Consider the following 26,839-nt stretch of genomic DNA (forward strand, 5'->3'; position numbering starts at 1 on the left):
CAAAACCCAAGGGAAGGTAAAGAGAAAAGTAAAAGGAACACCAAAAGGCCAGGTCAGTGTCGCCAGTTGGTACGGGCGCCCACCACCTGGGACAGCACCTGGCCCAGGACGCCACTGCCCGCGGGCAGCCGTGGCGGCTCGTACGTCCACGCGTGCCCGACCCAGGGGTCGGCGAGGTGGTCGTCCGGGACGGGCGTCAGACGCAGCAGCGACCGCCACAGCGGGTCGAGGACGGGGCCGTAGGCGCGGGCGTCCTCCCGGTCGGCGACCAGCAGCAGATGGACCCCGACGGCGGGGCCCTCGTCCGCCAGGTACCGCAGCCGGGTGACGGCCCGGTCGTCGAAGCCGTGCGGGAAGTCGTTGACGAGCAGCAGCTGCCCGGACAGGTCCACACCGGGCGGCAGCGCGTCCACCGCACCACCGCTCACGGCCATCCGCAGCAGCTCCACGCGCTCGGTGAGGCGGTCGAGGACGGCGGCCACTCCCCCGGCCCCGGTCGCCGGGGGCGCGGCGAGGGCCCCGGAGGCGGTCAGCGGGGCGAGTGCGGCAGCCCCGGAGCCGGCCGGGTCGATCACATGCACGGCGTACTCCCCCACCGGGTGGACCGCGAGCAGCCGCGCCGCGTGCAGGACCGCCGTGTCCATGGCCCGCCGGTGCAGCTCCGTCCGGTCGGCCGGGCCGGCGGCCTCGGAGCCCCGGGACCGGCCGCTGTCCACCCACAGGCCGCGCTCCAGCGGCAGCCGCACCAGCATCGGGATGCGCAGCGCGGGGTGCTCGGGGAGGTGGACGTCGCCCAGGCGGACGGCCATCGCCGCCTCGGCGGGCACCCGGTAGGCGTGCCAGGCGGGGCTGTCCCACCCCGCGTAGGCGACCGGCAGGGCGGGCTCGACGACCTCGGACTCGGCCGTCAGCTGGGCGAGGTCCCGGTCGAGCGCCTCACGCGCGCGGTCGGTCAGCTCGTCGCGCTTGGCGCGGGCCGCCGCCCTGGCGGTGTCACCGGCGGAGCCGATACGGCTGCGCGGGTCCGACAGCACGCCGTCCAGCTCCTGCTCCATGCGGGACTCGGCGAAGTCGACGGCGCTGCGGTACGCGGCGGCGGTGCGGGCCAGGTCCTCGAACATGCCCCAGACCTGGTTGTAGAGGCGCTCGTCCATGGACCACCCGGCGGCGTCGCCCGCGACCGGCCGCGCGGGGCCGCCGGCCGGCCCGGCGGGGTCGGACTGGGGCGAGCCGGACGGGGGCGGGCCGGACGGCTGGGCAGACGCCGGGCCCGGAGCCGGGGCGGCGGCCCGGCGGGGGTGGGCATAGCTGATGGGCCCACCCGCCGGGGACACCGGAGGCGTGGACGCGGGCGCGGGACCGGCCGGAGCAGCCGGGGGCGCGGCCGGAGGTGCGGCGGGAGATGTGGTGGCGGGCGGCGGAGTCCGGTCGGCGGGGGACGGTGTCCGGTCCGTGGGCGGCGGAGTCCGGTCGGCGGAGGGCGGAGTCCGGTCCGCGGAGGGCGGCGGTGTCCGGTCCGTGGGCGGCTCGCCCGCGGTGGTGTCCCCGGCCCCGGTGAACCCGGCCAGGGTGGCGGCGCCGAGCCGGGCCCGGCCCCCCTCGGCGGTACGGGGCGGGGGCGCGGCGACCGAACGGGCCGTCCCGGCCGCGACCGCCTCCTCGATGGTGGACGCGATCTCGGCGGCCCGCTCCAGCCCCTGGTCGGCGAGCATCGCGACGAGCCCGCCCGCGTACCCCTGGCCGACGGCGCGGACCTTCCAGGCGCCCTGCCTGCGGTACAGCTCCAGGGCGACGACGGCGGACTCGCTGTCCAGCCCGGTGATGGTGAACCCGGCGATCGCGGTGCCGTCGAGCGCGGTGACCGCGACGAAGGGCGCCGCGACGGCCCCGAACCGCCCGGCGCCACCGGTCCCCTGGACCAGCGCGAGCAGCACGGTCACCCGGTGGACGGTCGGGGGCATGGCGCCGAGGTCCACGGCGAGCCGGTGGTCGGCGGCGGCCTGCCGGGAGACCTCCAGCCCCGGGAGCGCGGGCGCGCCGGGGTGGGCGACCCACTCGGGGCCGGTGACCGTGCCGTCCTCGCCGCCGAGGGTGGCACCGGCGACGACCGGCTCACCGGCCGACACCCGGATCTCCAGTCGGGTGTGGGGCAGCGGGTGGTTCTGCCCCCGGACCAGCTCGGCCGTCATGCCTGTCTTCCCCCTCGTGCGTCGGCGCGCGGCGCCTGCCGGTGTGGCGCGGCTCCCGGGGGCGTGCGCCGCCGGGAGCCGCGAGGTGCGTAGGTGCTCCGCGCGCCTACAGGTGCGGCAGGATCGCGGGCATCAGGTCCTGGAACGTACGGCCGTTGGCCGGGTTGCCCAGGGCGGTCATCTTCCAGCCGGTGCCGGCGCGGTGCACCTTCGCCATGATCTGCGCGGTGTACTGGCCGCCGCCGTCCAGGGTGTAGCGGGCGAGCTCCTGGCCGTTCGTCTCGTCGACGATGCGGCAGAAGGCGTTCTGCACCTCCTGGAACGTCTGGCCGGTGAAGGAGTTCACCGTGAAGACGATCTGGTCGATGTGGACCGGGATCCGCTGGAGGTCGACGAGGATCGCCTCGTCGTCGCCGCCCTGCCCCGCGCCGCCCACCAGGTTGTCGCCGGTGTGGCGGACGGAGCCGTCGTCGCTCACCAGGTGGCGGAAGAAGACCACGTCCACGGGCTGCTTCTCGGCGAAGAGCACCGCCGAGGCGTCCAGGTCGACCTCGCGGGTGCGCGAGCCGAACAGACCGCGACGCGGCGCAGCCTGCCAGCCGAGCCCCATCCGCACCGCGGTGAGGGTTCCCCCGTCACTCTTCTGAAGGCTGATGGCCTGGCCCTTGGTCATGTTGACCGTCACGCGCTGTCCCCTCTCATTGCGTACCCCCGCGACCGTCTGCCAGTGCGGTTGCTGAGCACCCTACGCAGCGGGCGCGGGGCGCCATCAGGCGGAGCCCGGTTTTGTGGCGGTGTTGCAACACACCGGGCGGTAACCGGCCCAGGCGTTTCCCGAGCCGGGCCCCGGGCCCAGGCCGGGGCGGGAGCCCAAGCCGAGCCGGGGGCCCAGGCCCGGGCCGAAACCCGGCCGAAACCCGGACCGGACGGTGAAAGCCCCGCCCGTACCGCCCCGTCCGCGCGGCCCCGCCCGTGGCGACCGTCGGGCGATGCCCGCGCGGCCCCCGTCAGGCGATGCCCGCCTCCTTCATCTGTCGCAGCTCCTTCTTCAGCTCGCCCACCTCGTCACGCAGCCGCGCCGCCACCTCGAACTGCAGCTCGGCGGCGGCCGCCCGCATCCGCTCGGTCATCTCCTCGATGATCCCGGCCAGTTCGGCCGCCGGACGGTCGGTCACCAGGGCGCCCTTCCCGGCCGCCTTCCCGGACTTGCCGCCCTTGCCGGCCGTCCCGGCGCCGGACGACGCCTTGGTGCCGAGCGTGGGGACCGGGGTCTTGGCGCCCTTGCCGTCCTTCGCCTGGCGGTAGCCGGTGCCCAGCAGTTGCTCGGTGTCGACCTCCTCGCGCGCGATGGTCGCGACGATGTCGTTGATCTTCTTGCGCAGCGGCTGGGGGTCGATGCCGTGCTCGGTGTTGTACGCGATCTGCTTCTCCCGACGGCGGTTGGTCTCGTCGATGGCCTTGGCCATGGCCGGGGTGACGGAGTCCGCGTACATGTGGACCTGGCCGGAGACATTGCGCGCCGCACGGCCGATGGTCTGGATGAGCGAGGTGCCGGAGCGGAGGAAGCCCTGCTTGTCGGCGTCCAGGATGGCGACGAGGGAGACCTCGGGAAGGTCGAGGCCCTCGCGGAGGAGGTTGATGCCGACCAGGACGTCGTATTCACCGGCCCGCAGTTCACGCAGCAGCTCGATCCGGCGGAGGGTGTCGACATCGCTGTGCAGATAGCGGACCTGGATGCCCAGCTCCAGGAAGTAGTCGGTGAGGTCCTCGGCCATCTTCTTGGTGAGGGTGGTGACCAGGACCCGCTCGTCCCGCTCGGTGCGCAGCCGGATCTCGTGGACCAGGTCGTCGATCTGGCCCTCCGTGGGCTTGACGACGACCTCGGGGTCGACCAGGCCGGTGGGGCGGATGATCTGCTCCACGAAGCCGTCGGAGCGGGACAGCTCGTACTGCCCGGGGGTCGCCGACAGATAGACGGTCTGGCCGATCCGCTCCTGGAACTCCTCCCACTTCAGCGGCCGGTTGTCGAGCGCGGACGGCAGCCGGAAGCCGTGGTCGACGAGGGTGCGCTTGCGGGAGGCGTCGCCCTCGTACATCGCCCCGATCTGGGGGACGGTGACGTGGGACTCGTCGATGACGAGGACGAAGTCCTCGGGGAAGTAGTCGAGGAGGGTGTTGGGCGCGGAGCCCGGATCGCGGTCGTCGAAGTGCATCGAGTAGTTCTCGATGCCGGAGCAGGAGCCGATCTGGCGCATCATCTCGATGTCGTACGTGGTGCGCATCCGCAGCCGCTGGGCCTCCAGCAGCTTGCCCTGCTTCTCCAGCTCGGCGAGCCGGACCTCCAGCTCCCGCTCGATGCCGTTGATCGCCTTCTCCATGCGCTCCGGTCCCGCCACGTAGTGGCTGGCCGGGAAGACGTACAGCTCCTGGTCGTCGCTGATGACCTCGCCGGTGAGCGGGTGGAGGGTGGACAGGGCCTCGATCTCGTCGCCGAACATCTCGATCCGGACGGCCAGCTCCTCGTAGACCGGGAAGATCTCGATGGTGTCGCCGCGGACCCGGAAGGTCCCGCGGGTGAACGCCAGGTCGTTGCGGGTGTACTGGATGTCGACGAACCGGCGCAGCAGCTGGTCCCGGTCGATCTCCTCGCCGACCTTCAGCGGGACCATGCGGTCCACGTACTCCTGCGGCGTGCCCAGGCCGTAGATGCAGGAGACGGAGGCCACCACGACCACGTCCCGGCGGGTCAGCAGCGAGTTGGTGGCGGAGTGGCGCAGCCGCTCGACCTCCTCGTTGATCGAGGAGTCCTTCTCGATGTAGGTGTCCGACTGCGGGACGTACGCCTCGGGCTGGTAGTAGTCGTAGTACGAGACGAAGTACTCCACCGCGTTGTTCGGCAGGAGCTCCCGGAACTCGTTCGCCAGCTGGGCGGCCAGCGTCTTGTTGGGGGCCATGACGAGGGTGGGGCGCTGGAGCTTCTCGATCATCCAGGCGGTCGTCGCCGACTTTCCGGTGCCGGTCGCGCCGAGGAGGACGACGTCCTTCTCACCCGCGCCGATACGGCGGGCCAGGTCGGCGATGGCCGCAGGCTGGTCGCCGCTGGGCTGGTAGGGGCTGACGACCTCGAAGGGCGCCACCGAGCGTTCGATCTTGGAAACGGGCCGCATGAAACCACCGTACGACTCGCCACTGACACTCGGGGCCCGGAAGGCCCGTCCGCCCGGTCCGTCCGCCCGTCCGCCCCGTCCTCCGGCCCGTCCTCCCGCCCGGGACGCCCGGCCAACCCGCCTGATCCACCCGCCCCGGCCGCCCGCTCTCAGCCGCGGCCGGCACGCTCCTGGCGGCGGACCCGGCGCGATGCCCGGACGGCCGGACCGCCGTAGCCGCGGTCGTCACGGTGGTCGCGGTAGTCGCGGTGGTCGCCGTAGCGGTGCCGGTGCCGCTCCGCCGCCGCACCGGGGCGGTGATGCGGTGGGTGTGCGGGGTCCCGGTGGTCGTCGTCGCCGGTGACCAGCAGGGGGTCGACCATCACCACGAACCCCGCCAGCAGCAGGAACACCACCGGCCCCACCAGCATGGGACCGAGGAGCGAGGTGGCCGACTCGCCCCCGCCGGCCGGGAGGCCGTCGCCGTGCAGGTGGACGCTGACGGCGGCCATGCCGGTGTAGTGCATCCCGCTCACCGCGACGCCCATGCCCAGGCCGGCCGCCAGGGTGGGCAGCATGCCCCGGACCGAGACGGCCGCCCAGAGCGCCGAGGTCGCCGCCACCACCGCGATCACCACGGAGAGGGTGACGGTGAGGGTGTCGTACGCGATCCGGCCCGGCAGACGCATTCCGGCCATTCCGAGGTAGTGCATGGTCGCGATGCCGAGGCCGGTGATCGTGCCGCCGGTGACCAGGGCCATCGGGGTGGCCCCGCGATGCCCGACCAGGAAGATCCCGACGCCGACCATCACGATCGCCACGCCGAGGCTGGCGAGCGTGATGGCGGGGTCGTAGCCGATCGGCGCCTCCCGGACGGTGAAGCCCAGCATGGCGATGAAGTGCATGGTCCAGATGCCCGAGCCGATGGCGACGGCGCCCAGGGCGAGCCAGCCGGCCCTGAAGCTGCCGTGCGGTCGCAGCGACCTGAGCACGCAGCGCAGCCCGAGCACGCCGCCCAGGCACGCCATGAGAAAAGCGGCCACGGGAGTGACGAAGCCGTAGCTGAACCCTTCGACCGTGCCCCGCATAGCCGTCCGCCCCTTGCTGCTCGTGCCCCGCCGTCCGGATGTCCGTCGCCCGTCCGGCGGCACCGGTGGTGCCATGTGTACCCGCTGGTACGGGCCAGAGGCTACGGCGCGACGCCCGCCGAACACACATGTGCCCGCCGATGTGACCGCTCGGGGTGGTCCGGCGGAGACGCCCGACGCGGACCTTCACATTCCAGCCATCCTCTGCCGGTCCGGCTCGCGGCCGGCCCGGACGGCCGCGAGGGGTGTGGCGGACCGGGACGGGCGGCGTTGTCAGTGGGCGGTCGTACGGTGGTCGGCATGGACAGCAACGGGCAGTGCGTGGAGTGGGCGGTCGTCGGCAGCGACATCGGTCCGCTGTTGCTCGCCGCCACCGGCGAGGGGCTGGTCAGCGTGGTGTTCCATGCCCGCGAGGCGGTGCGCGACCGGGCGGTGCGACGGCTGGAGGGGCAGCTGGGGGCGCCGCTGGTGGAGTGTGCGACGGGGCGGCTGGCCGAGCCGATACGCAGGCTGGACGCCTACTTCGCGGGAGAGGTCCGGGAGCTGGGGCCGGGGCTGACGCTGGACTGGACGCTGACGGCCGGGTTCAACCGGCAGGTGCTGCGGGAGCTGGCGTCCGGCGTGCCGTACGGCACGGTCGTCGGGTACGGGGAGCTGGCGGCCCGGGTGGGGCAGCCGGGGGCGGCGCAGGCCGTGGGGGCGGCGATGGGCGCCAATCCGCTGCCGCTGGTGGTGCCGTGCCACCGCGTGGTGGAGAGCGACGGGGGAATCGGCGGATTCGGTGGAGGACTGGAGACGAAGCGCCGGCTGCTGGCGCTGGAGGGGGTGCTGCCGCAGCCGCTGTTCTGAATCGGTAAGGGGTGGCAGACTGCCGCGGTGACTACCGATGCGGAGATACCCGGGGCCACCGAGCTGCCCGCGCTGCGGCGGCGGATCGCCGCCGTGCTGGTGGCGACCCAGATCCTGGGCGGGCTGGGTGTGGCGACCGGTATCGCCCTCGCCTCCGTGCTGGCGCAGGAAGTGGGCGGTACGGAGGCCCTGGCCGGGCTGGCTCCGACGGCCACCGTGGCCGGGACGGCGCTGCTGTCGGTGCCGCTCGCCGCGCTGATGACCGCACGGGGCCGGCGGCCCGGGCTGGTCCTGGCGTATGTCATCGGTGCCGCCGGGGCGGGGGTGGTGGTGTGGGCCGCGGTCATCGGCAGCTTCCCGCTGCTGCTGGCGGGGATGGCGGGCTTCGGGGCGGGGTCGTCGGCCAACCTCCAGGCGCGGTTCGCCGCGGCGGACCTGGCGGAGCCGGAGCGGCGCGGACGGGCGATCTCCACCGTGGTGTGGGCGACCACCGTCGGCGCGGTGCTCGGGCCGAACATCGCCGCGCCCGCCGGGCGGAGCGTGGCGGGGCTGGGGGTTCCGGCGGCGGCCGGGCCGTTCCTGTGGGCGGCGGGGGTGTTCCTGGTGTCCGCAGTGGTGGTCGCGGTGCTGCTGCGGCCCGACCCGCTGCTGACCGCGCGGGCGCTGGCGGCCGGCACCGAGGGCGACGGGAAGCCCGGCGGGCGGTCCCTGCGGGCGGGGGTGTCGGCCGTACGGGAGTCGCCCCGCGCCCGGCTGGCCCTGGTCACCGTCGCGGTGGCGCACACCGCCATGGTCTCGATCATGTCGATGACACCGGTGGCCCTCGGCCACCATGGCGCCGGCATCACGCTGATCGGCCTGGTGATCAGCGGCCACATCGCGGGGATGTACGCCTTCTCGCCGGTGATGGGCCGGCTCGCGGACCGGCTCGGCCGGCTCGCCGTGATCGGGCTGGCGGTGGGCCTGCTGGCGCTCGCCGCGCTGCTGGCCGGGACGGCCGGGGCGAACCATGGGCAGACCGCGACCGGGCTGTTCGTCTTGGGGCTGGGCTGGTCGGCGGCGCTGGTCTCCGGCTCGGCGCTGCTCACCGACTCCGTACCGCAGGCCGCCCGCGCCGCCGTGCAGGGCCTGTCCGACCTGATCATGAACTCGGCGGCCGGGATCGGTGGCGCGGCGGCCGGCCTGATCGTCGCGCGGGCGGGCTACGGCTGGCTCAACGCCGTGGGGGCACTGCTGCTGCTCCCCCTGGCCGCGCTGGCGCTGCGCGGCACCGGGGCGTTCCGGCCGGGTCCCGACGGCCGCGCCGGCCAGGGGTGACACCGGTGTGACGCCCGCCCCGGGGGGCCGGTGCGGTCCCGCCCCCAGCGACGGCACGGCCGACAGGACCGCAGGACCGCAGGACCGGCAGGGGCGACGGACGGGGGCGACGGACGGGGGCGGCGCCGAGGCGGTCAGAGGCAGATGTGGTACGCCTTGCGGAGCGTCTCGTGGACCGTCCAGGTCGTACGGTCGCCCTCCCGCAGGACGCAGGCGTCGCCCGGCCCCAGCTCCAGCGTGTCGCCGCCCTCGACCGCCACGGTGGCGCGCCCGCTGACCACGACGAACAGCTCGTTCGCCTCCGTGTCGGTGACCACGCCGGGCGTGATCTGCCAGATGCCCCGCACCTGGGTGCCGTCGGCGGACTCCCACAGCACCTTGCCGGTCACCACCGGGTCGCCGGAGACGATCTGCGCGGGGTCCAGCGGCTCGGGTTCCAGCTCGGCGTCGGGGATGTGCACGGCGAACGAGGGCCTGTCCATGGTCGTCATGGCCCGTGACTGTAGCCGGGCGGCCCCGCCCGGAGGTTTGCGGGCCCCGCCGCCGCGCCAGGGATGGGACATGCCGGAGACCACAGTGACGCTGTCCGCAGAGGTACGGGAGGCGGTGGCCGCGCGCCGGCCGGTCGTCGCCCTGGAGTCGACGATCATCGCGCACGGCCTGCCGCGCCCCCGCAACCTCGCCGTGGCGGAGGAGCTGGAGGCGCTCGTCCGGGCCGGGGGCGCCGTCCCCGCCACGGTCGCCGTGCTGGACGGCGTGGCGCGGGTGGGGCTGGACAAGGACCAGGTGGAGCGGGTCGCCACCGATCCCGGCATACGCAAGCTGGGCCACCGGGACCTGGCGCCCGCGCTCGCGGCGGGGGCGAGCGGGGCGACCACGGTGTCCGCGACGGCGTTCCTGGCGGCGCGGGCGGGCATCCGGGTCTTCGCCACCGGCGGGCTCGGCGGTGTCCACCGCGAATGGGCCCGTACGCAGGACGAGTCGGCCGACCTGCGGCTGCTGGCGCGGACGCGGATCACCGTGGTGTGCGCGGGGGTGAAGTCCATCCTCGACGTGCCCGCGACGCTCCAGCGGCTGGAGACCCTCGGCGTCGGTGTCCTCGGCTACGGCACCGACCGCTTCCCCGGCTTCTACCTGGCGTCCTCCGGGGAGCCGGTCGACTGGTCGGTCCGGTCGCCGGAGGAGGTCGCGGCGGTGATGCGGGCCCAGGACGCGCTGGGCGGCCCGGAGGCGGCGCTGATCGTCGCCAATCCCGTACCGGAGGAGGAGCAGTTGGACCCGGAGCTGCACGACCGGGTGCTCGGGCGGGCGCTGGACGAGTGCCGGGAGCGGGGGATCACCGGGCAGGGCGTGACGCCCTTCCTGCTGGAGTACCTGATGCGGCACACCGGCGGAGCGTCGCTGGAGGCCAACCTGGCCGCGGTGCGCGGCAATGTGCGGCTGGCAGCGCGGGTCGCGGCCGCGCTGTGAGCGGGGCGCTGCTGGTCGTCGGGGACGTGGTCACCGATGTGGTGGCGCGGCACCGCGAGCCGCTCGCCCCGGCCACCGACACGGCGGCGGAGATCCGGACGCTGCCGGGCGGGGCGGGCGCCAACGCGGCGTGCTGGGCGGCCCGTTCGGGGTGCGCGGACGTGCGGATGCTGGGGCGGGTGGGTACGGAGGGGGCGGACTGGCACGAGGAACGGCTGAGGCGCGCGGGGGTACGGCCGCTGCTGGTGCGGGACCCGGACGCGCCGACCGCGACGGTGGTGGCGCTGGTCGACGCGGACGCCGAGCGGACGTTCCTCACGGACAGCGGGGCGGCGCTCCGGCTCGCCCCTGGCGACTGGTCGCCAACTCTGCTGGAGGGGGTTGGGCACCTCCATCTGTCCGGGTATTTGTTCTTCGCCGGGACCAGCCGCGAGACGGCGCGGCTGGCCCTGGCGACGGCACGCGCGCGGGGGGTGCCGGTGAGCGTGGACCCCGCGTCGGCCGGGTTCGCCGCCGCGGTGGGCGTGGACACGTTCCTGGCGGCGGTCGAGGGGGCGGACCTGCTCCTTCCGAACGCGGCCGAGGCGTCGCTGCTGACCGGGCTGTCCGACCCGGCGGCGGCCGGCGCCGCGCTGAGCCGCCGTTTCCCGCTGGTCGCGGTGACCCTGGGGGCGGCGGGCGCGCTGGTCGCCGTGTCCGGGCGGGTCGTCTCGCGTGTCACCGCCCCCGCGGTGCCGGCCGTGGACTCGACCGGGGCGGGCGACGCGTTCACCGGTGCCTTCCTGGCGGCCCGGCTGTCCGGCGCGGGTCCCACCACCGCCGCCGAGGCCGGCTGCCGGGCCGGTGCCGCGGCGGTCGCCGTCCTGGGCGGCCGTCCCCCGACCGGCTGAGGGGCGGCGGCGGTCGCCGGCCGGCCTCTCAGGGCAGGCCGGTCCATGCCGGGTGGCGGGGGTCGTCACAGCGCACGACGACGTCCGCGGCGCGCGCGGGGGCGACCTCGTCCTCGTACCGCTCGAACGCCGGGAGCGTCCACGGCAGTTCCGTGCGGCGTGCCAGCGCGCCCGCGGACAGGCGCAGATGGAGCGTGAGGTCGAAGGGGAACCAGTGGCCGAGCAGGAACGGCCCGTGCAGCAGCAGCACCCCGCCCGGTGCCAGCGTCCGGTACGGGCTGCGGGTCGCCCGGTCGGTGACCGGGTCCCACAGGTCGGGCAGCACCCGCCCGCTGCCGCCCGGTTCCAGCGGCGCGAACACCTCCCGCCACAGGGCGCCCGTGTCGTACCAGCCGCTGTAGTACGTGTCGGGGTCCTCCTTGCCGTACTCGTACCGCAGCGACGCCGGCCGCATGAAGCCCTCCGTGCCCACCGCCAGCACCGCCCGCCCGCGCAGCCGCAGCGCCTCCGCCAGCAGGGCGGCCGGCTCGCCGGGCCTTGCGGCGGGCGCCCCGTCGACGGCGACCTTCAGCCACGGCCCCCCGTCCGCCGGGGTCCGCCCGTCGAGATGCGCGGCGAGGTTCGCGACCAGGCGCTCCCAGGTGATCGGCTCGACGTTCACGCGTCCATGCTGCCGCAGCGGACGGGCGTGGTCGCGGCGGGGCGCGGGAAGGGAACAAGCACACCGGCTGCGCCCGTTGGTCCGGTGGACGGTCCGGCGCCGACAGCACCGGCCGGCGGGACTTGGGGGGTCTGATGGAGACGGCGCTCATCGCCGTGGCCGGCACGCTGCTCGGCGCGGTCGTCACGCATCTGTTCCAGGGGCGGGCGGCCCGGCGCACCGCCGACCTGACGCGCGCCGAGCAGCTGCGGCAGGAGCGGATCTCGACGTACAGCGCGTTCGCGGACGCGGTCGTCGAGTACCGGCGGGCGCAGAACGCGCGCTGGTACCGCCGGAACGGCTCCCAGGCCGAGGCGACCCGGATGGAGTCCTACGACCGGCGCGCCACCGCCCGGCAGGCGCTGGTGCGGGTGCAACTGCTGTGCGAGGACCCGGCGCTCGTCGCGCACGCCCACCGGGCGTTCGAGGTGACGCACTGCATGCACCGGGCGGAGGACGAGACCGACCGGGAGCGGCGCTCGACGGAGGCCGTGGAGGCGCTGGCGGCGTTCATCGACGCCGCCGCGCCCACCGTGCGCTGACATGGCCGGCCCGGCGGTCTCCGCCGCGATCGTGGTGATCGAGCCGCTGCGGAGCCGCCACTGCGCGGAGTGCCGGCGGGGGCCGCTGCCCCGGCTGGTCCTGGAGTCCGGCTCGCCGCTCTGTCTTGACTGCGCCGACCTCGGCCACCTGGTGTACCTGCCGCGCGGTGACGCGGCGCTGACCCGCAGGGCCCGGGAGGCGAGCGGCCTGTGGGCGGTGGTGGTACGCCACAACCGGCGCCGCACCCGGTACGAGCGGCAGGGCGTCCTGGTCGAGGAGGCCGCCCTGGCGCGGGCGGAGGCCGCGTGCCTGGCCGACGCCGAGGCGCGGGCCCGGCGCCGGGAGCGGGACGCGGTGCGCCGGGCCGCCGAGGACGTGCGGTTCCGGGGCGCGCTGGCCGCCGAGATCCTGCGCCTCTTTCCCGGCTGCCCGCCCGGACGGGCCGAGGAGATCGCCGCGCACGCCGGGGAGCGCGGGAGCGGCCGGGTGGGCCGGACGGCGGCGGGGCGGGCTCTGGACGAGGGGGCGGTCACGGCGGCGGTACGGGCGTCGGTGCGGCACCTCGACACCGACTACGACGCCCTGTTGATGCGCCGAGTCCCCCGCCGCCAGGCGCGTATCCGGGTGGCACCGGCCATCGAGTCGGTGCTGGCCGCCTGGCGGCGGTGACGTGCGGCCGGGCCCTCGCTCCTGGCCGCGGCCGGGCCCCGCCGGGGTGTCGCTGAGCCTCCGTCGGGGTGCGGCCGGGCCCTTGGGGGACGCGGCACCGGGTCCCCCGTCGGGGCGGCCGGGTCCCTGGGGCGACGCCGCCGTCCGCTTCCGGCGCGGGCCGGGTCCTTCTTGCCGTAGCCGACGGGGCGCGGCCGGGGGCCCGGCGGTGCCGGGGTCCTTCAGGCGCGGTCGGCCGCGGCGCGGGAGCGGCGGTAGAGGAGCCCCCCGCCCAGGACGAGGCCGAGGGCGGCGGGCGCGCCGATGCCGAGCAGGCCGGCGCCGGCGCCGGTCTCGGCCAGGGCCTCCGTGGTGAGCTGCGGCTCCGGGGCCGGGGCCTGGTCGGCCGGGGCGGGCACCGGGGCGACGGGCTCGTCCTCCTCGGGCAGCGGCGCGGTGGGCTCGGCGGGCTTCACCGGCTTCGCCGGCTTCTCCGGCGTCACGGGCGGCTTGCCGCCACCGTTGCTGGAGGCGTTGCCGAAGGTCGGGTTGAGGATGCCGACCACGCCCACCGAGTTGCCGCTGATGTTGACCGGCAGGTCGACGGGGAGCTGGATGCCGTTGCCGGAGATGACGCCGGGCGACCCCACCGCGGCGCCGTCCGCCGAGGCTCCGCCGCCGTCCGTGTGCGAGCCGCCGGTGGTTCCCTTGCCGTGGCCGCTGCCCGCCTCACCGCCGCGGGCGGTGCCGGGGCGGTCCTTGTGCTGGTGGCCGCCGCCCTTGTTCGCGCACGTGTTGCCCGCCGCGGGGTTGAGCAGCCCGACCACATTGACGGTGTTCCCGCACACATTGACCGGGACGTCGACCGGCAGCTGCACGGCGTTGCCGGAGATGAGCCCGGGCGAACCGGCCGCGGCGCCGTTCGCCTCGGAGTCCGCGTGCGCGTAACCCGCCGCCACAGCGAGCGCGCCACCCGTGGCCATCAGAGTGACCAGACCATTTCGGCGAGTGTGCCTCATGGCTTCCTGCCTTCCGGAGAGGTTCACGGGCACCCGCCCGCACCGGAATTAACGCCGTGGCGGCAAGCGGGGTTATGACGCATCCGCCATTCACTCCATCGAGTGGCGTCTCATTCGAACCGTCACCATCCGTTCACACCCTCCCCGGATCACTGCTCCAGCAGGTCGGTGAGCGCCCCGACGGGGTCCGCGTCGGGGGTGCCCCGCGGCCACCAGTCCTCGCGGTCGGGGTCCGACTCGTAGCCGTACCACAAGCCGTCGCGGCCGTACCGCAGTTGGAGCGAGCGTGAGGAGAGGCGGTTGCGCCACGGCCGGAACTGCGGGAGGTCGGCGGCGATCAGGGCGGGGCGGGCGCGGTCGAAGGGGCCGGCGGGCGGGTCCCAGGGCTCCTCCAGGACGGCGAGCCCGGCCGGTCCGCCCTGGCGCCAGGCGGCGACCGCGCGGGCGAGGTCGGACGGGCTGCGGTCCAGGGCGGCGGCGAGGTCCCGGTACAGCGCGCGGGTGGAGGCGGTCAGGCCGGAGCCGGGGTGGGCCGCCGCGAGGCGGACGGCGTCCTGCCAGGGGGTGAGGGCGGCGACCGGATCCTGTCCGGTGGTCAGCAGGGCGTACGCGCGGGCGGCGGCCTCGGTCGCCAGCATCTCCAGGGCCAGCGGGTCGGGCGCGTCGGGGTCCTCGGGGTAGAGCGGCGGCCGTCCGGGCCGGTCGGGGACGGGCAGCGGGGGCGGGAGCGGCGCGCCGGACGGGGTGGCGAGGACGGTGGCGGCGGGCAGGGTGGGCATTGGCGGGGGCGCGGCGGTGGTCTCGGCCGCCTCGTGGGCGGCGTTGCGGTGGCTGAGCGCGGCGAGGATCTCCTGCTCGCCCCGGCCGCGCATCAGGAACAGCACGAAGGGGTCCTCGTCGAGGAGCCGGGCCGCCTGGTAGCAGAGGGCCGCGGCGTGCTTGCAGGGGAAGCCGTGGTCGGGGCAGGAGCAGTCCGGGACCAGGTCGCCGGGGCCGGGCAGCAGGTCGACCGCGGCGGCCAGGGCGTGCGGCACGTCCTTGTCGAGGAGGGCGGCGATGTGGTCGGGGCGGGCGGCCGCGGCGTCCAGGAAGCGCTCCCAGTCGTCGCCGCCGAGGACGCGGAGCCGGATGTCGGTGCGGTACGGGCGGGGCCGGCTGCCGTGGACGTAGGCGGTGACCCGGCCGGGGGTGACCGTGATGGCGTCGACGTGCCCGGTGGCGGCGTAAGCGCGGCCCCGCGCCAGGCGCGCCGGGTCGAGGGCGGTGTCCTCCAGGGCGTCCACCCAGGCGTTGCCCCACCAGGTGGCGGCGAACTTCCCGTCGGCGGCCCCGGTGACGGGGGCGAGCTGGGGGAACGTACGGCGGCGGTCGTCGTGCAGCGGGGTGCGCCGGGCGCCCCGGCGGGCGCCGGGACCGTGACCGGGACGGGCACCCGGGCCATGACCGGGGCCGGGGCCTTGGCCGGAACTGGAAGCGGGGACGGGGCCGGAACCGAACCCGGAACCGGGGCCGGGGACGGGGCCGGAACCGGCGCCGGGGACGGAGTCGGGGCCGTGGCCGGAACCGGGGCTGGGGCCGGATGGGAGTGCGGGCGGGGTCATGACAGCCTCCGCAGGGACACGAGGTCGGCCAGCTCGCGGTCGGTCAGCTCGGTGAGGGCCGCCTCGCCGGAGCCGAGGACCGCGTCGGCGAGGGCGCGCTTGGACCGCAGCATCTCCGCGATGCGGTCCTCCACCGTGCCCTCGGCGATCAGCCGGTGGACCTGCACCGGCTGGGTCTGGCCGATGCGGTACGCCCGGTCGGTGGCCTGCTCCTCGACCGCCGGGTTCCACCAGCGGTCGTAGTGGACGACATGGCCGGCCCGGGTGAGGTTGAGGCCGGTTCCGGCGGCCTTGAGGGAGAGCACGAACACCGGTACCCCGCCGGACTGGAAGCGGTCCACCATGCGCTCCCGCTCCGCCACCGGCGTCCCGCCGTGCAGGAGTTGGGAGGGGACGGCGCGGGCGGAGAAGTGGGCCGTGAGCAGCCGGGCCATGCCGACGTACTGGGTGAAGACCAGCACCGAGCCGTCCTCGGACAGGATCGTGTCGAGCAGCTCGTCGAGGAGGGCGAGCTTCCCGGAGCGGCCGGCCAGGCGGGCGGGGCGGGAGGGGTCCTCCTTCAGGTACTGGGCGGGGTGGTTGCAGATCTGCTTGAGGGAGGTCAGCAGCTTCATCACCAGTCCCCGGCGGGCGATGCCCTCCGCACCCTCGATCCGCGCCATCGTCTCGCGCACCACCGCCTCGTAGAGGGAGGCCTGTTCGCGGGTGAGGGGCACCGGGTGGTCGGACTCCGTCTTGGGCGGCAGCTCGGGCACGATGCCCGGGTCGGACTTCTTGCGGCGCAGCAGGAAGGGCCGGACGAGCCGGGCGAGGCGCTCGACCGCCTCGTCGTTCTCGATCTGCTCGGCGTTCTCCACGGCCCGGGCGTGCCGGGAGCGGAACGCCTTGAGCGGGCCGAGGAGTCCGGGGGTGGTCCAGTCGAGCAGCGCCCACAGCTCGGAGAGGTTGTTCTCCACGGGGGTGCCGGTGAGGGCCACGCGCGCGGGGGCGGGGATGGTGCGCAGCGCCTTGGCGGTGGCGGAGAACGGGTTCTTGACGTGCTGCGCCTCGTCGGCGACGACCATGCCCCACTCGTGGGCGGCGAGCTGCTCGGCGCTGGTGCGCATGGTGCCGTACGTGGTGAGGACGAAGCCGCCGTCGAGGCCGTCCAGGGTGCGGTCGGCGCCGTGGAAGCGGCGTACCGGTACGCCGGGGGCGAACCGGGCCACCTCCCGCTGCCAGTTGCCGAGGAGCGAGGCGGGACAGACGACGAGGGTGGGGGCGCGGCGGGCGCGGCGCAGGTGCAGCGCGATCAGGGTGACGGTCTTGCCGAGGCCCATGTCGTCGGCGAGGCAGCCGCCGAGACCGAGGGAGGTCATCAGGTCCAGCCAGGCCAGCCCGCGCAGTTGGTAGTCGCGCAGGGTGGCGTCGAGTCCCGGGGGCGGATCGGTGGTGGCCGGACCGGCGACCAGCCGGTCGCGCAGCGCGGCCAGCGCGCCCACCGGCACCGCCTCGACCGTCTCGCCGTCGACCTCGGCGGTGCCGGTGAGCGCCACCGCCAGCGCGTCGGCCGGCTCCAGCAGGCCCAGCTCCCGCTTGCGGGCCTTGCGCACCAGCGCCGGGTCCACGACCACCCACTGGTCGCGCAGGCGCACGACGGGACGGTGGGCCTCGGCCAGGGCATCCATCTCGCGCTCGGTCAGCGGGTCGCCGTCCAGCGCCAGCTGCCAGTCGAACCGCAGCAGCTCGGCGCTGTCGAAGAACGCCGTGCCGTCGGTGGCCGAGCCGGGGGCGGGCCGGACGACCGCGGCGGCGGTGAGCGAGCGCGCCAGCTCGCGGGGCCAGTGGACGGTCACCCCGGCCGCGCCGAGCCGTGCGGCGGCGGGGCCCAGCAGCTCGTACAGCTCGTCCTCGGTGAGCGTCAGGACGTCCGGCACGTCCTGCTCCAGCAGCCGGGCGAGCGGCGCCCAGACGCGGGCGGCGCGGCGCAGTGCCAGGACGGCGTCGATGCGGGCGCGCGGCCCGAAGTGCTCGGCGCCCTCCCCCGCCCAGAGCGCGGCCGCGTCGACCACCAGGGTCGGGTCGGCCAGGCTGTGGACCTGGACCAGGGCGGCGGCGGCCGGCCGGTCCCCGCCGCCCTCCTGGGTGGTGTCGAACAGCTCGTGGCCCGCGATGTCGAGGCGGAGCGACACCCGGACCCCGGCGTCCATGCCCGCCGCCGCCTCGGCGGCCCAGGCACGCGCGTGGGGCAGGTGCTGGGGGGTGCGGGCGGCGAAGGGCGCCCCGGCGGCGTACGCGGCGGCGGGGGTGCGGGGCAGGGTGTCGGCCACCGCGTCGAGGAACGCCCGCACCAGGGCCTCCGGCTCGGGCAGCCGCAGCGGGCGGGCGCCCTCGACGGGGACGGCGTGCGCCTCGTACGGCATGGCGGCGGCTACGGCCCTCAGGTGCGCGATGTCGTCGGCGTCCAGCGGCCCGGCCCGCCAGGCGTCCAGGTCTCCCGGGGTGAGCCCCGGCAGCAGCCGGCCCCGCCCGGCGAGGTGCAGGGCGTGCAGGGCGGCGGCGCCCCAGCAGGCGGCCGCCGGGTGGGCCGCCGGGTCGTGCCGCGCGGCGACCAGCGCGGGCAGGGCCTCCCCCACGGACAGCACCGCCGCCGGCACGGCCCGGCCCCGCACGCCCGCTCCATGCGCCCGCACCACGGTGATCGTCTCCGCGCCGTCACCCCCGGACGGCCCGGAACCCGCCGGCCGGGGCGGCAGGGGGCGCCCGTCGGGCGCCCAGAAGGCGACCCGGCCCTCCCGCGGCAGCGCGGCGGGCAGGAACACCGCGGCGAGCCCCTGCGGCGGCCACTGCGCCATGGCCGGTCACCTCCCCTCACGCTGGTCGTGTCATCGATCTCCGACCTTACGGCGAGGGTCTGACAACCGGCCCCGGCCCGCCTCCCGAACCGGCCGCCCACCCACCGGACACACGCCGCGCCACCCGCCGGGCGACCCACGGCCGGACGGCGACACCGAGCGGCGGCACCACGCGGCGGCACCCGGCCCGCAGCCTCCCGCGCGGCACTCGGGCAGGCAACCTCCCGCGCGGCACCCGGCCCGCAGCCTCCCGCGCGGCACCCGGACAGGCGCGTACCCGCCCGCACGTCACCGGCGGCGCAGCCGCAGCTCCTCGACCTTCAGCAGCCGGGCGAGCAGGAGGTAGGCCGACGCCGTCACCAGCGTCCCGGCGGCCAGGGCGGCGGCAGTGGGCCACGTTCCCCGTCCCAGGGCGGCGCACCCGCGGGCCACCGCCCAGCCCAGTCCCGCCGCCGGGACCGCGGCGCACAGCAGCTTCGTGTAGGCGCGGCCCAGGGCGCCGGAGCCGTCGATGTGGCCCCCCAGCCGCCTGCGCAACAGGGCCGCGGTGAGCGCGAGGCCGGCGACGTACGAGAGGGTGCAGGACCCGGCCATGCCCACCACCGCCCAGCGGGCGGGCAGCAGGAGATGGCAGGCCGTGGCCAGGGCGATGTTCACCGCCGCGATCCAGGCCGCCATGAAGAACGGTGTGCGGGTGTCCTCGAAGGCGTAGAAGCCCCGCAGCAGCAAGTACTGGGCGGAGAACGGAATGAGGCCGAGTCCGAAGGCCTGCAGCATCTGGCCCAGCGGGCGGGCCGACTCGGCGTCGGCGGCGCCGTGCGCGAACAGCAGGGCGGAGATCTGCGGGCCCAGGGCGAGGAAGAGAAAGGCGGCCGGCACGATGACCACGCCGCTGATCCGCAGGACCCGGGAGAGGTCGTCGCGCAGGTCCCCGACGCGCCCCTCGGCCACGGCGCGGCTCATCCGGGGCAGCAGCGCCGTCACCAGGGACACGGTCACGATCGACTGCGGGAGCATCCAGATGGTCTGCGCGTACGTGTAGGCCGAGTATCCGGCCCCCGCCTCGGGCAGCTCCTGGTCGGCGGCGTTGGCGTAGTTCGTCACCACGACCAGGGCGACCTGGTTGGCGAGGACGAACAGCAGCGTCCACTTCGCCGCGTGGACACTGCTGCCCAGGCCGCTCCCCCGCCAGTCGAAGCGGGGCCGGAAGCGGAAGCCCGCCGCCCGGGCGAAGGGGATCAGGGCCAGCGCCTGCACGGCGATGCCGGCCGTCGTCGCGATGCCCAGCAGCCGCACCTGGGCGCCGGTGATGTCCTCCGCCCGGTCGGGTACCGCCATCAGCGCCAGGTAGGCGGCGAACATCCCGACCAGCACGACGTTGTTCAGCACCGGCGTCCACATCATCGCGCCGAACTTCTCCCGGGCGTTGAGGACCTGCCCGTAGATGCTGAACAGCCCGTAGAAGAAGATCTGCGGCAGCAGGAAGCGGGCGAACGTGACCGTCAGCTCGAACGCCTCATGGCTGTCCGGGGTGTCCCGCATGTACAGGCCCACGATGTGCGGTGCCGCCCATACCGCCAGCGCCGTGCCCGCGCCCAGTACGCACAGCACCAGGGTGACCAACCGCTGTTCGTAGGCCCGTCCGCCGTCCGGCTGGGTCGTCCGGGCCCGCACCAACTGGGGCACCAGCACCGCGTTGAGCGCGCCGCCGATCAGCAGGGTGTACAGGCTCGTCGGCACGGTGTTCGCCGTGTTGTACGTGCTGGCCAGCAGGCCCGTTCCCAGTGCCGCCGCCTGCAGCACCTGGCGGATCAGCCCGGTGGCCCGGGACACCACCGTGCCCGCCGCCATCAGCAGCGACGAACGCGCCGTCCCGCCCCTGCTCTTCGTCCGCCGGGCGGCCCGCCGCCCCTTACCTTGCTTCTGCGGCATGGTCCGCGCCGCCGAGTCGGTCCCCTCCACCATCCCGTCAACCTATGTCTCCGCCCTGCCCGGTCCCCGGCGGGGTGCCGCCGTCCACCCACCGGGCAGCGACCGCCCGGGGTCAGCGGATGCCGTCCCAGAGGGTCCGTTCCCGGGCGCGGGGGTCGTGGGCGACGGTCGGGGCCGGGTCGTCGAAGACCATCGTCGGGCGGGTCCGTGTGTCGTACGCGGGCCAGCCCGGGTCGCCGGTCGTGGCAAACGCGACCCAGGCGCCGTGCATCGCGTCGGCCAGCGCCTGCGGCGGGGCGTGGCCGGTCACCGGGGCGTACTGGGGGTCGTCCAGCCGGTCGAAGACGTACGCCAGCTCGCCGGCGTGGCAGGCGCCGAGCCGGCCGTCGAAGGCGGAGGAGCGCCGGGCGAACTCGTACACGTGGGAGCCGGGTACCGACTCGGCGAGCCGGAGCGCGGGGATCCGGTAGAACCAGTCCGTCACCATCGCGTCGAAGATCTCCCCCGGGACGGCCCCGGGTCGTGCGTCGCGGTAGACGGGCAGGGCCTTGTCCGGGTCGAGCCCGTACGCCTCGGCGGTGGACCGGAGCTTCTCCTCCGTCAGGCGGTGCAGGCGGCCCGTCGGTACGAGGAAGAACCGGTACTCCTCCCGGTTGGAGCCGACCAGCAGGTCCACACCGCAGTCGGGTCCCGGGAGCACCGGGCCGTCGGTGACCGGTTCGAAGGGCATCGCGTTGAGCACGGCCTCGCCCCAGAGGGCCGGGTCGGGGCCGGTCGCGATGTCCTTGCGCAGTTCCGCCTGGGCGGGCAGCAGCCGGTCGAGCGGTACGGCGGCGAAGGCGTCGGCCGTGGGGGCGATGCCCAGCTTCCCGGCCAGGTGGGCGGTGATCCGGCCGGCGGTCTCGGGGCGCAGGACGTGGTGGGCCGCCCCGCTCTGCAGGACGGCCCGGTGGAACAACCCACGCGCGCGTGGATCGGACAGCAGCACCCCGATGCTGATCGCACCGGCCGACTCGCCGGCCAGGGTCACCCGGCCGGGATCGCCGCCGAAGGCCTCGATGTTGTCCCGGACCCATTCCAGCGCCGCTATCTGGTCGAGCAGGCCCCGGTTGTCCGGGACTCCGTCCAGGTGCAGGAACCCGTCCGCGCCGAGCCGGTAGTTGGGCGACACGAACACCACACCGTCACGGGCGAAGGCGCCTCCGTCGTACGCGGACGGGGACGCCGACCCGTTGGTGAAGGCCCCTCCGTACAGCCACACCACGACCGGCAGGCGGGCGCCCGGTCCGGGGGACGGCGTCCACACATTGAGGTTGAGGCAGTCCTCGCCCGGGATCGTCGTCTCCGGGACGAGGGCGTCGAACGGCGGGGCGTAGGGCGCCTTCGGCGGGGTGGGACCGTGGGCCGTCGCGTCCCGGATCCCGCTCCACGCGCGCGGAGGGGCGGGCGGGCGGAAGCGGAGGGGGCCGAACGGGGGCGCGGCGTACGGGATGCCGAGGAAGGAGGCGGTCCCGTCGGCCGAGACGGTGCCGCGCACCGCGCCCTGCCTCGTCGTGCACACCGGTCGCATCACGGTCCCCTCCGTCGGGTGGGCGCGGCGCGCTCCGGTCCGGTACCCGCGGGCTCACGCGCGGTCGCGGACCAGCGCCAGCAGCCGTGCGGTCTGCCCGCGGCGGGCCAGGGCGACCACGGCCAACAGCACCGCGAAGATCACCGGCGTGAACCAGAACTCCGCGCCCAGGTAGGCGATTTGCGCGACGAGCGCGCCGCCCATCAGGCCGATCAGCGCGAGCGCCGCCACTCCGGACAGTACCGGGATCACCAGGGCGACGGCACCGGCGAGTTCCAGCCCGCCGACGAGATACATGAACCAGTCGCCGTAGCCGATGGTGTCGAAGGACTCGGCGGCGGAGGCGTGGCCGACCAGCTTGGGCCCGGCGCTGGGGACGGCGAAGAAGAGGGCGAGGACGATCTGGAGCGTCCAGGCGCCGATGTCGGCGCGGCGGGAGAGGCCGGACTTCCGGGCGGCTCCGGCCGCCTGACCGGTCCCCGTGCCGGTGCCGGTTCCCGTACCCGTGCCGGTTCCCGTGCCCGTACCCGTACCGGCGCCGGCGCCGGTACCCACAGCGGCGGTGGTGGTGTCGACGGTGGTGGCGGGGGTGCTGGCGGTGGCGGTCATGTCGGTCTCCTCCTGCGGGCGTTGCCCCGGCGGGGCGTCGCTGTCGGAGTATGGACCGGCCCGCCACCGGAAACTCATCGCTGTCGCCGCGCTGGTCGAGGCGCCTTTTTGCGCGCGGAGCCACCACCGGCCACCAGGCGCTGTGGCCGGGATCGATCGGTCGCGGGACGGGTACCCGCCAGGTGGCAGCCCGGGGCAGGAGGTGATCTCCATGGGAACGCGTACCGGCAGTGAACCGAGAACCGCGCGCAGCCCCCTGCGCGGCCGGTTCTGGCTGGCCGTGTGGGGGCTGGTCTGGGCGGTGGGCGGCACGGTGGCCTTCGCGCTGGCCGGCCGGCCCGGCTGGGCGGCGGCGTGCGGGGTGCTGGCCGTGGTGGTCACGGTCGACCTGCTGCTGGTCCGGCGCCACATCCGGCAGGGCCCGCACTACCAGCCGGGGCGGGACGTGCCGCCGTACGAGCCGGGTGACAGGCCCTAGACCGGGGCCCTACTCCTCCGGGGGCAGGTCCGCCGGGAAGTCCACCGGGAAGCGGGCGGCCTCCAGGTACTCGGGCCGGGGCTCCAGGGCGGCGGCGAGCCGGAAGTGGCGTTTGGCCTGCTCGGGGCGGCCGGAGCGCTGGAAGGTCCGGGCCAGGGCGTAGTGCGCGAACGCGTTGTCCGGCTCCCGCTCCAGCACCAGCTCGAACTCCAGCTCCGCCGGTCGCAGCTGGGCCGCCGCGAAGAACGCCCGGGCGCGCAGCAGGCGGGCGGCGGTGTTCTCGGGATGGGCCGCGATCACGGAGTCGAGGAGCTTGACGGCCCCGCGCGGGTCCCGGGCGGCGAGGAGCTGCTCGGCCGCGCGGTAGTCGATGACGTGGGTCTCCGGGTTGGTCTCGGGCACGCTCCCATCCTTCCCTCGCTGCGCCGGTTCAACATGCGCGGGGCGTCCGGTATTCCTGCGGCCGCCCCCATGCCCGCCGGCCCGAGCCCCTCGTACGCGAGGCCGGGCGCCTGCCGAGCGTCTGCTCAGCCGGTGCGCGGCGGCGCGGCGGCCCGTTCGGTCAGCCGCGCCCACACCTCCCGCACCTGGGGTTCCAGGGCCTCGATCGGCCCGTCGTTGTCGACGACCAGGTCCGCGACGGCCAGCCGCTGCTCCCGGGTGGCCTGGGCGGACATCCTGGCCCGCGCGTCCTCCTCGGTCATGCCGCGCAGCCGGACGAGCCGGTCGAGCTGGGTCGCGGGCGAGGCGTCCACGACCACCACGAGGTCGTACAGCGGGGCGAGGCCGTTCTCCGTGAGCAGCGGTACGTCGTGGACGACGACCGCGTCCGGTCCGGCGGCGGCCTCCAGCTCGGCGGAGCGGGCGCCGACCAGCGGATGGACGATGGCGTTCAGGACGGCCAGCCGCTCGGGGTCGGCGAAGACGATCGCCCCGAGCCGGGGCCGGTCCAGCGCCCCGGCGGGTGTCAGGACCTCCGGCCCGAACGCCGCCACCACGGCGTCGAGCCCGGGCGTACCGGGCTCGACGACCTCGCGGGCGATCTTGTCGGCGTCGACGACGACCGCTCCGTACGAGGAGAGCAGCCGTGACACCTCGCTCTTGCCGGCGCCGATGCCACCGGTCAGTCCCACCTTCAGCATGGGGGCAACCCTAGGGCGTGCCGTCCGGGGCTCAGCCTTCGCCCTCCCGCTCGGCCAGGAAGCGCTCGAACTCGCGGCCGATCTCGTCGGCGGAGGGCAGCTCCACCGGTTCGGCGACCAGGCTGCCGCGGGTCTCGGCGCCGGCCATCGCGTCGTACTGGTGCTCGAGGCCCTGGACGAGCGCGGTCAGCTCCTCGTCGCCCTCGCCGATCTGGCGCTCGATCTCCGTCTGGGTGCGCTGGGCGCGGGTGCGCAGGGCGTGGGCGACGGCGGGCAGGACGAGGCCGGTGGCGGCGGTGATGGCCTCCACCGCGGTGAGCGCCGCGTCGGGGTAGGGGGACCGGGCGACGTAGTGCGGGACGTGGGCGGCGACGCCGAGGACGTCGTGCCCGGCCTCCATCAGCCGGTACTCGACCAGCGCCTCGGCGCTGCCGGGCACCTGGGCCTCGTCGAAGGGGCTGCTGTGCCCGGGGACCAGGTCGGTGCGGTTGCCGTGCGGGGTGAGGCCGACGGGGCGGGTGTGCGGGACGCCCATGGGGATGCCGTGGAAGTTGACCGAGAGCCGCACCCCGAGCCGCTCGACGACCTGCCGGACGGCGGCGGCGAACCGCTCCCACTCCACGTCCGGCTCCGGGCCGGACAGCAGGAGGAAGGGCGCCCCGGTGGCGTCCTGGACGAGCCGGACCTCGATCGCCGGGACCTCGTACGCGCTCCAGCGGTCGCGCCGGAAGGTGAGGAGCGGCCGGCGGGCCCGGTAGTCCACGAGCCGGTCGTGGTCGAAGCGGGCCACCACCTGGTGGGGCAGCGCGTCCAGCAGGCCGTCGACGATCTGCTCGCCGGTCTCGCCCGCGTCGATGTAGCCGTCGAAGTGGTAGAGCATGACCAGGCCGGCGGACTCCTGTGCCAGCGCCATGTCGACGGCGGCCAGGCCCTTCGGCTCCCATGCGTACAAACCCTGCGGATCAGGCACGATTACCGCTCCTCCTCGTGTTCACAGGGAAGAACGTCACCCGCCGCACCGGCATTCCCGCCGCACCCGTATTCCCGGCTGCCGCCCGGCTGTTGCCCTCGTCCGGCGGACGAGGGCAACAGCCGGGCGCCGGGCACCGGGCGCCGGGTACGACTGAGGCCCGCCCCCTTCCGGGGACGGGCCTCAGTGCTGCTACTGCGTGCTCCTACCGCTCAGCGGTGAGCCGGAGCGTCAGCTCTGGCCGCCGGCCAGCTTCTCGCGGAGCGCGGCCAGGGCCTCGTCCGACGCCAGGGCGCCGGAGTTGTCGTCCGACTCCGAGGAGTACGAACCGCCCGAGGCACCCGCCGGGGCGCCGGCCGGAGCGGCGGGGCCACCCTCGGCAGCGGCGGCCTCGTCGGCCTCGCGGGACTTGATGACCTGGGCCTGGTGCTGCTCGAAGCGCTGCTGCGCCTCGGCGTACTGGGTCTCCCAGGCCTCGCGCTGGGTCTCGTAGCCCTCGAGCCAGTCGTTGGTCTCGGGGTCGAAGCCCTCGGGGTAGATGTAGTTGCCCTGGTCGTCGTACGACGCGGCCATGCCGTACAGGGTCGGGTCGAACTCGACCGACGCCGGGTCGGCACCGAAGGACTCGTTGGCCTGCTTCAGCGAGAGGCTGATGCGACGGCGCTCGAGGTCGATGTCGATGACCTTGACGAAGATCTCGTCGTTGACCTGGACGACCTGCTCCGGGATCTCCACGTGGCGCTCGGCCAGCTCGGAGATGTGGACCAGACCCTCGATCCCCTCGTCCACGCGGACGAACGCACCGAACGGAACCAGCTTGGTGACCTTGCCCGGGACGACCTGACCGATCTGGTGCGTACGGGCGAACTGCTGCCACGGGTCCTCCTGCGTCGCCTTCAGCGACAGGGAGACACGCTCGCGGTCCATGTCCACGTCGAGAACCTCGACGGTGACCTCCTGGCCGACCTCGACAACCTCGGAGGGGTGGTCGATGTGCTTCCAGGACAGCTCGGAGACGTGCACCAGACCGTCGACGCCGCCCAGGTCCACGAACGCACCGAAGTTGACGATCGAGGAGACGACGCCGGAGCGGACCTGACCCTTCTGCAGGGTGGTGAGGAACGTCTGGCGCACCTCGGACTGGGTCTGCTCGAGCCAGGCGCGGCGGGACAGGACCACGTTGTTGCGGTTCTTGTCCAGCTCGATGATCTTCGCCTCGAGCTCCTTGCCCACGTAGGGCTGGAGGTCGCGGACACGGCGCATCTCGACGAGGGAGGCCGGCAGGAAGCCACGGAGGCCGATGTCGAGGATGAGACCACCCTTGACGACCTCGATGACGGTGCCGGTGACGATGCCGTCCTCTTCCTTGATCTTCTCGATGGTGCCCCAGGCACGCTCGTACTGGGCGCGCTTCTTCGAGAGGATCAGGCGGCCTTCCTTGTCCTCCTTCTGGAGAACCAGGGCCTCGATCTCGTCGCCGACCTTGACGACCTCGTTCGGGTCGACGTCGTGCTTGATCGAGAGCTCGCGGCTCGGGATGACACCTTCGGTCTTGTAACCGATGTCGAGCAGGACCTCGTCCCGGTCGACCTTCACGATGACGCCGTCGACGATGTCGCCGTCGTTGAAGTACTTGATCGTCTCGTCGATCGCGGCGAGGAAGGCTTCCTCGTTACCGATGTCGTTGACCGCAACCTGCGGGGTGGTGGCGGTGGTCTCGGTGCTGCTCGTCATGTGGGAAAGGGCTCCGGTACGGACATTGAAGTCGTAGGTACTGCTACGCCGAGAGCCCGTATCGCAGCTGCAGAAGCCGGACAGCCAAGGAAGCGCCCGATCCCGGAGGG

At 74.8% G+C, this 26,839-nt stretch carries 23 protein-coding genes; 7 read left to right on the forward strand and 16 right to left on the reverse strand.

The window, feature by feature from the left end; all coding sequences use genetic code 11:
• Positions 1-53 precede the first annotated feature (53 nt).
• The 4 genes from ACF08D_RS06125 to ACF08D_RS06140 form a co-directional block, all read right to left on the reverse strand.
• Positions 54-2,189 carry a TerD family protein gene (locus tag ACF08D_RS06125; RefSeq protein WP_392221361.1) on the reverse strand — a complete coding sequence of 712 codons (2,136 nt, stop codon included), beginning with the start codon at positions 2,187-2,189 and terminating at the stop codon, positions 54-56.
• A 106-nt stretch (positions 2,190-2,295) separates the two neighbouring features.
• Positions 2,296-2,874 (reverse strand): TerD family protein, encoded by a 579-nt coding sequence (locus tag ACF08D_RS06130; RefSeq protein ID WP_392221362.1) that lies wholly within the window; start codon positions 2,872-2,874, stop codon positions 2,296-2,298.
• Positions 2,875-3,196: 322 nt separating this feature from the next.
• Entirely contained in the window at positions 3,197-5,356 is a 2,160-nt protein-coding gene (uvrB, locus tag ACF08D_RS06135; protein ID WP_392221363.1) for an excinuclease ABC subunit UvrB, read from the reverse strand.
• A 149-nt stretch (positions 5,357-5,505) separates the two neighbouring features.
• Entirely contained in the window at positions 5,506-6,423 is a 918-nt protein-coding gene (locus ACF08D_RS06140) for an MHYT domain-containing protein (protein ID WP_392221364.1), read from the reverse strand.
• A 300-nt stretch (positions 6,424-6,723) separates the two neighbouring features.
• Here ACF08D_RS06140 and ACF08D_RS06145 point away from each other — a divergent pair, with 300 nt between their 5' ends.
• Positions 6,724-7,272 carry a methylated-DNA--[protein]-cysteine S-methyltransferase gene (locus ACF08D_RS06145; protein WP_392221365.1) on the forward strand — a complete coding sequence of 183 codons (549 nt, stop codon included), beginning with the start codon at positions 6,724-6,726 and terminating at the stop codon, positions 7,270-7,272.
• A gap of 27 nt (positions 7,273-7,299) precedes the next feature.
• The gene (locus ACF08D_RS06150) at positions 7,300-8,589 is read left to right on the forward strand and encodes an MFS transporter (protein WP_392221366.1); all 1,290 of its coding nucleotides are present in this window, start codon (positions 7,300-7,302) and stop codon (positions 8,587-8,589) included.
• Between the two features lie 134 nt (positions 8,590-8,723).
• Here ACF08D_RS06150 and ACF08D_RS06155 read toward each other — a convergent pair whose 3' ends face one another.
• Positions 8,724-9,080, reverse strand: a complete 357-nt coding sequence (locus ACF08D_RS06155) for a cupin domain-containing protein (RefSeq protein WP_392221367.1) — start codon at positions 9,078-9,080, stop codon at positions 8,724-8,726.
• A gap of 70 nt (positions 9,081-9,150) precedes the next feature.
• Between ACF08D_RS06155 and ACF08D_RS06160 the strand changes: the two genes are divergently transcribed.
• Positions 9,151-10,059: a pseudouridine-5'-phosphate glycosidase gene (locus ACF08D_RS06160; protein WP_392221368.1), complete on the forward strand. Its 909-nt coding sequence runs from the start codon at positions 9,151-9,153 to the stop codon at positions 10,057-10,059.
• On the forward strand, positions 10,056-10,949 hold the full coding sequence (locus tag ACF08D_RS06165; protein WP_392221369.1) for a carbohydrate kinase family protein: 894 nt from the start codon (positions 10,056-10,058) through the stop codon (positions 10,947-10,949). Before ACF08D_RS06160 ends, ACF08D_RS06165 begins: the two co-directional genes overlap by 4 nt.
• A 28-nt stretch (positions 10,950-10,977) precedes the next feature.
• Here the strand turns inward: ACF08D_RS06165 and ACF08D_RS06170 are convergent, their stop codons facing one another.
• Positions 10,978-11,610: a uridine kinase gene (locus ACF08D_RS06170; protein ID WP_392221370.1), complete on the reverse strand. Its 633-nt coding sequence runs from the start codon at positions 11,608-11,610 to the stop codon at positions 10,978-10,980.
• Between the two features lie 134 nt (positions 11,611-11,744).
• On the opposite strand from ACF08D_RS06170, the gene ACF08D_RS06175 reads away from it, so the two are divergent.
• Positions 11,745-12,191 carry a hypothetical protein gene (locus tag ACF08D_RS06175; protein WP_392221371.1) on the forward strand — a complete coding sequence of 149 codons (447 nt, stop codon included), beginning with the start codon at positions 11,745-11,747 and terminating at the stop codon, positions 12,189-12,191.
• A 1-nt stretch (position 12,192) separates the two neighbouring features.
• Positions 12,193-12,861: a DUF2293 domain-containing protein gene (locus tag ACF08D_RS06180; RefSeq protein WP_392221372.1), complete on the forward strand. Its 669-nt coding sequence runs from the start codon at positions 12,193-12,195 to the stop codon at positions 12,859-12,861.
• Positions 12,862-13,082: 221 nt separating this feature from the next.
• On the opposite strand, the gene ACF08D_RS06185 is transcribed toward ACF08D_RS06180, so the two are convergent.
• The 6 genes from ACF08D_RS06185 to ACF08D_RS06210 all read right to left on the reverse strand — a co-directional run bounded on the left by ACF08D_RS06185 (position 13,083) and on the right by ACF08D_RS06210 (position 22,405).
• The gene (locus tag ACF08D_RS06185) at positions 13,083-13,859 is read right to left on the reverse strand and encodes a chaplin (RefSeq protein ID WP_392221373.1); all 777 of its coding nucleotides are present in this window, start codon (positions 13,857-13,859) and stop codon (positions 13,083-13,085) included.
• Between the two features lie 149 nt (positions 13,860-14,008).
• Positions 14,009-15,460 (reverse strand): SWIM zinc finger family protein, encoded by a 1,452-nt coding sequence (locus tag ACF08D_RS06190; protein ID WP_392221374.1) that lies wholly within the window; start codon positions 15,458-15,460, stop codon positions 14,009-14,011.
• Entirely contained in the window at positions 15,457-18,294 is a 2,838-nt protein-coding gene (locus ACF08D_RS06195; RefSeq protein WP_392221375.1) for a DEAD/DEAH box helicase, read from the reverse strand. Before ACF08D_RS06195 ends, ACF08D_RS06190 begins: the two co-directional genes overlap by 4 nt.
• Before the next feature lie 288 nt (positions 18,295-18,582).
• Positions 18,583-20,259, reverse strand: coding sequence for a murein biosynthesis integral membrane protein MurJ (gene murJ, locus ACF08D_RS06200; RefSeq protein WP_392221376.1), 1,677 nt, complete (start codon positions 20,257-20,259; stop codon positions 18,583-18,585).
• 79 nt (positions 20,260-20,338) lie between these two features.
• Positions 20,339-21,796 carry a carboxylesterase/lipase family protein gene (locus ACF08D_RS06205; RefSeq protein ID WP_392221377.1) on the reverse strand — a complete coding sequence of 486 codons (1,458 nt, stop codon included), beginning with the start codon at positions 21,794-21,796 and terminating at the stop codon, positions 20,339-20,341.
• A gap of 54 nt (positions 21,797-21,850) precedes the next feature.
• Positions 21,851-22,405 carry a DoxX family protein gene (locus ACF08D_RS06210; protein WP_392221378.1) on the reverse strand — a complete coding sequence of 185 codons (555 nt, stop codon included), beginning with the start codon at positions 22,403-22,405 and terminating at the stop codon, positions 21,851-21,853.
• Positions 22,406-22,616: 211 nt separating this feature from the next.
• On the opposite strand from ACF08D_RS06210, the gene ACF08D_RS06215 reads away from it, so the two are divergent.
• Positions 22,617-22,883 (forward strand): DUF6343 family protein, encoded by a 267-nt coding sequence (locus ACF08D_RS06215; protein WP_392221379.1) that lies wholly within the window; start codon positions 22,617-22,619, stop codon positions 22,881-22,883.
• Positions 22,884-22,892: 9 nt separating this feature from the next.
• Here the strand turns inward: ACF08D_RS06215 and ACF08D_RS06220 are convergent, their stop codons facing one another.
• From ACF08D_RS06220 to rpsA, 4 genes are all read right to left on the reverse strand, one after another.
• The gene (locus ACF08D_RS06220) at positions 22,893-23,285 is read right to left on the reverse strand and encodes a tetratricopeptide repeat protein (protein WP_392221380.1); all 393 of its coding nucleotides are present in this window, start codon (positions 23,283-23,285) and stop codon (positions 22,893-22,895) included.
• A gap of 125 nt (positions 23,286-23,410) precedes the next feature.
• Positions 23,411-24,025 (reverse strand): dephospho-CoA kinase, encoded by a 615-nt coding sequence (coaE, locus tag ACF08D_RS06225; RefSeq protein WP_392221381.1) that lies wholly within the window; start codon positions 24,023-24,025, stop codon positions 23,411-23,413.
• 31 nt (positions 24,026-24,056) lie between these two features.
• Positions 24,057-24,995 (reverse strand): proteasome assembly chaperone family protein, encoded by a 939-nt coding sequence (locus ACF08D_RS06230; protein WP_392221382.1) that lies wholly within the window; start codon positions 24,993-24,995, stop codon positions 24,057-24,059.
• Positions 24,996-25,226: 231 nt separating this feature from the next.
• Positions 25,227-26,729, reverse strand: coding sequence for a 30S ribosomal protein S1 (gene rpsA / locus ACF08D_RS06235; RefSeq protein WP_156694932.1), 1,503 nt, complete (start codon positions 26,727-26,729; stop codon positions 25,227-25,229).
• Positions 26,730-26,839: the final 110 nt, after the last annotated feature.

It is taken from the genome of Streptomyces sp. NPDC015131 (genome assembly GCF_043079975.1).
GTDB lineage: Bacteria > Actinomycetota > Actinomycetes > Streptomycetales > Streptomycetaceae > Streptomyces.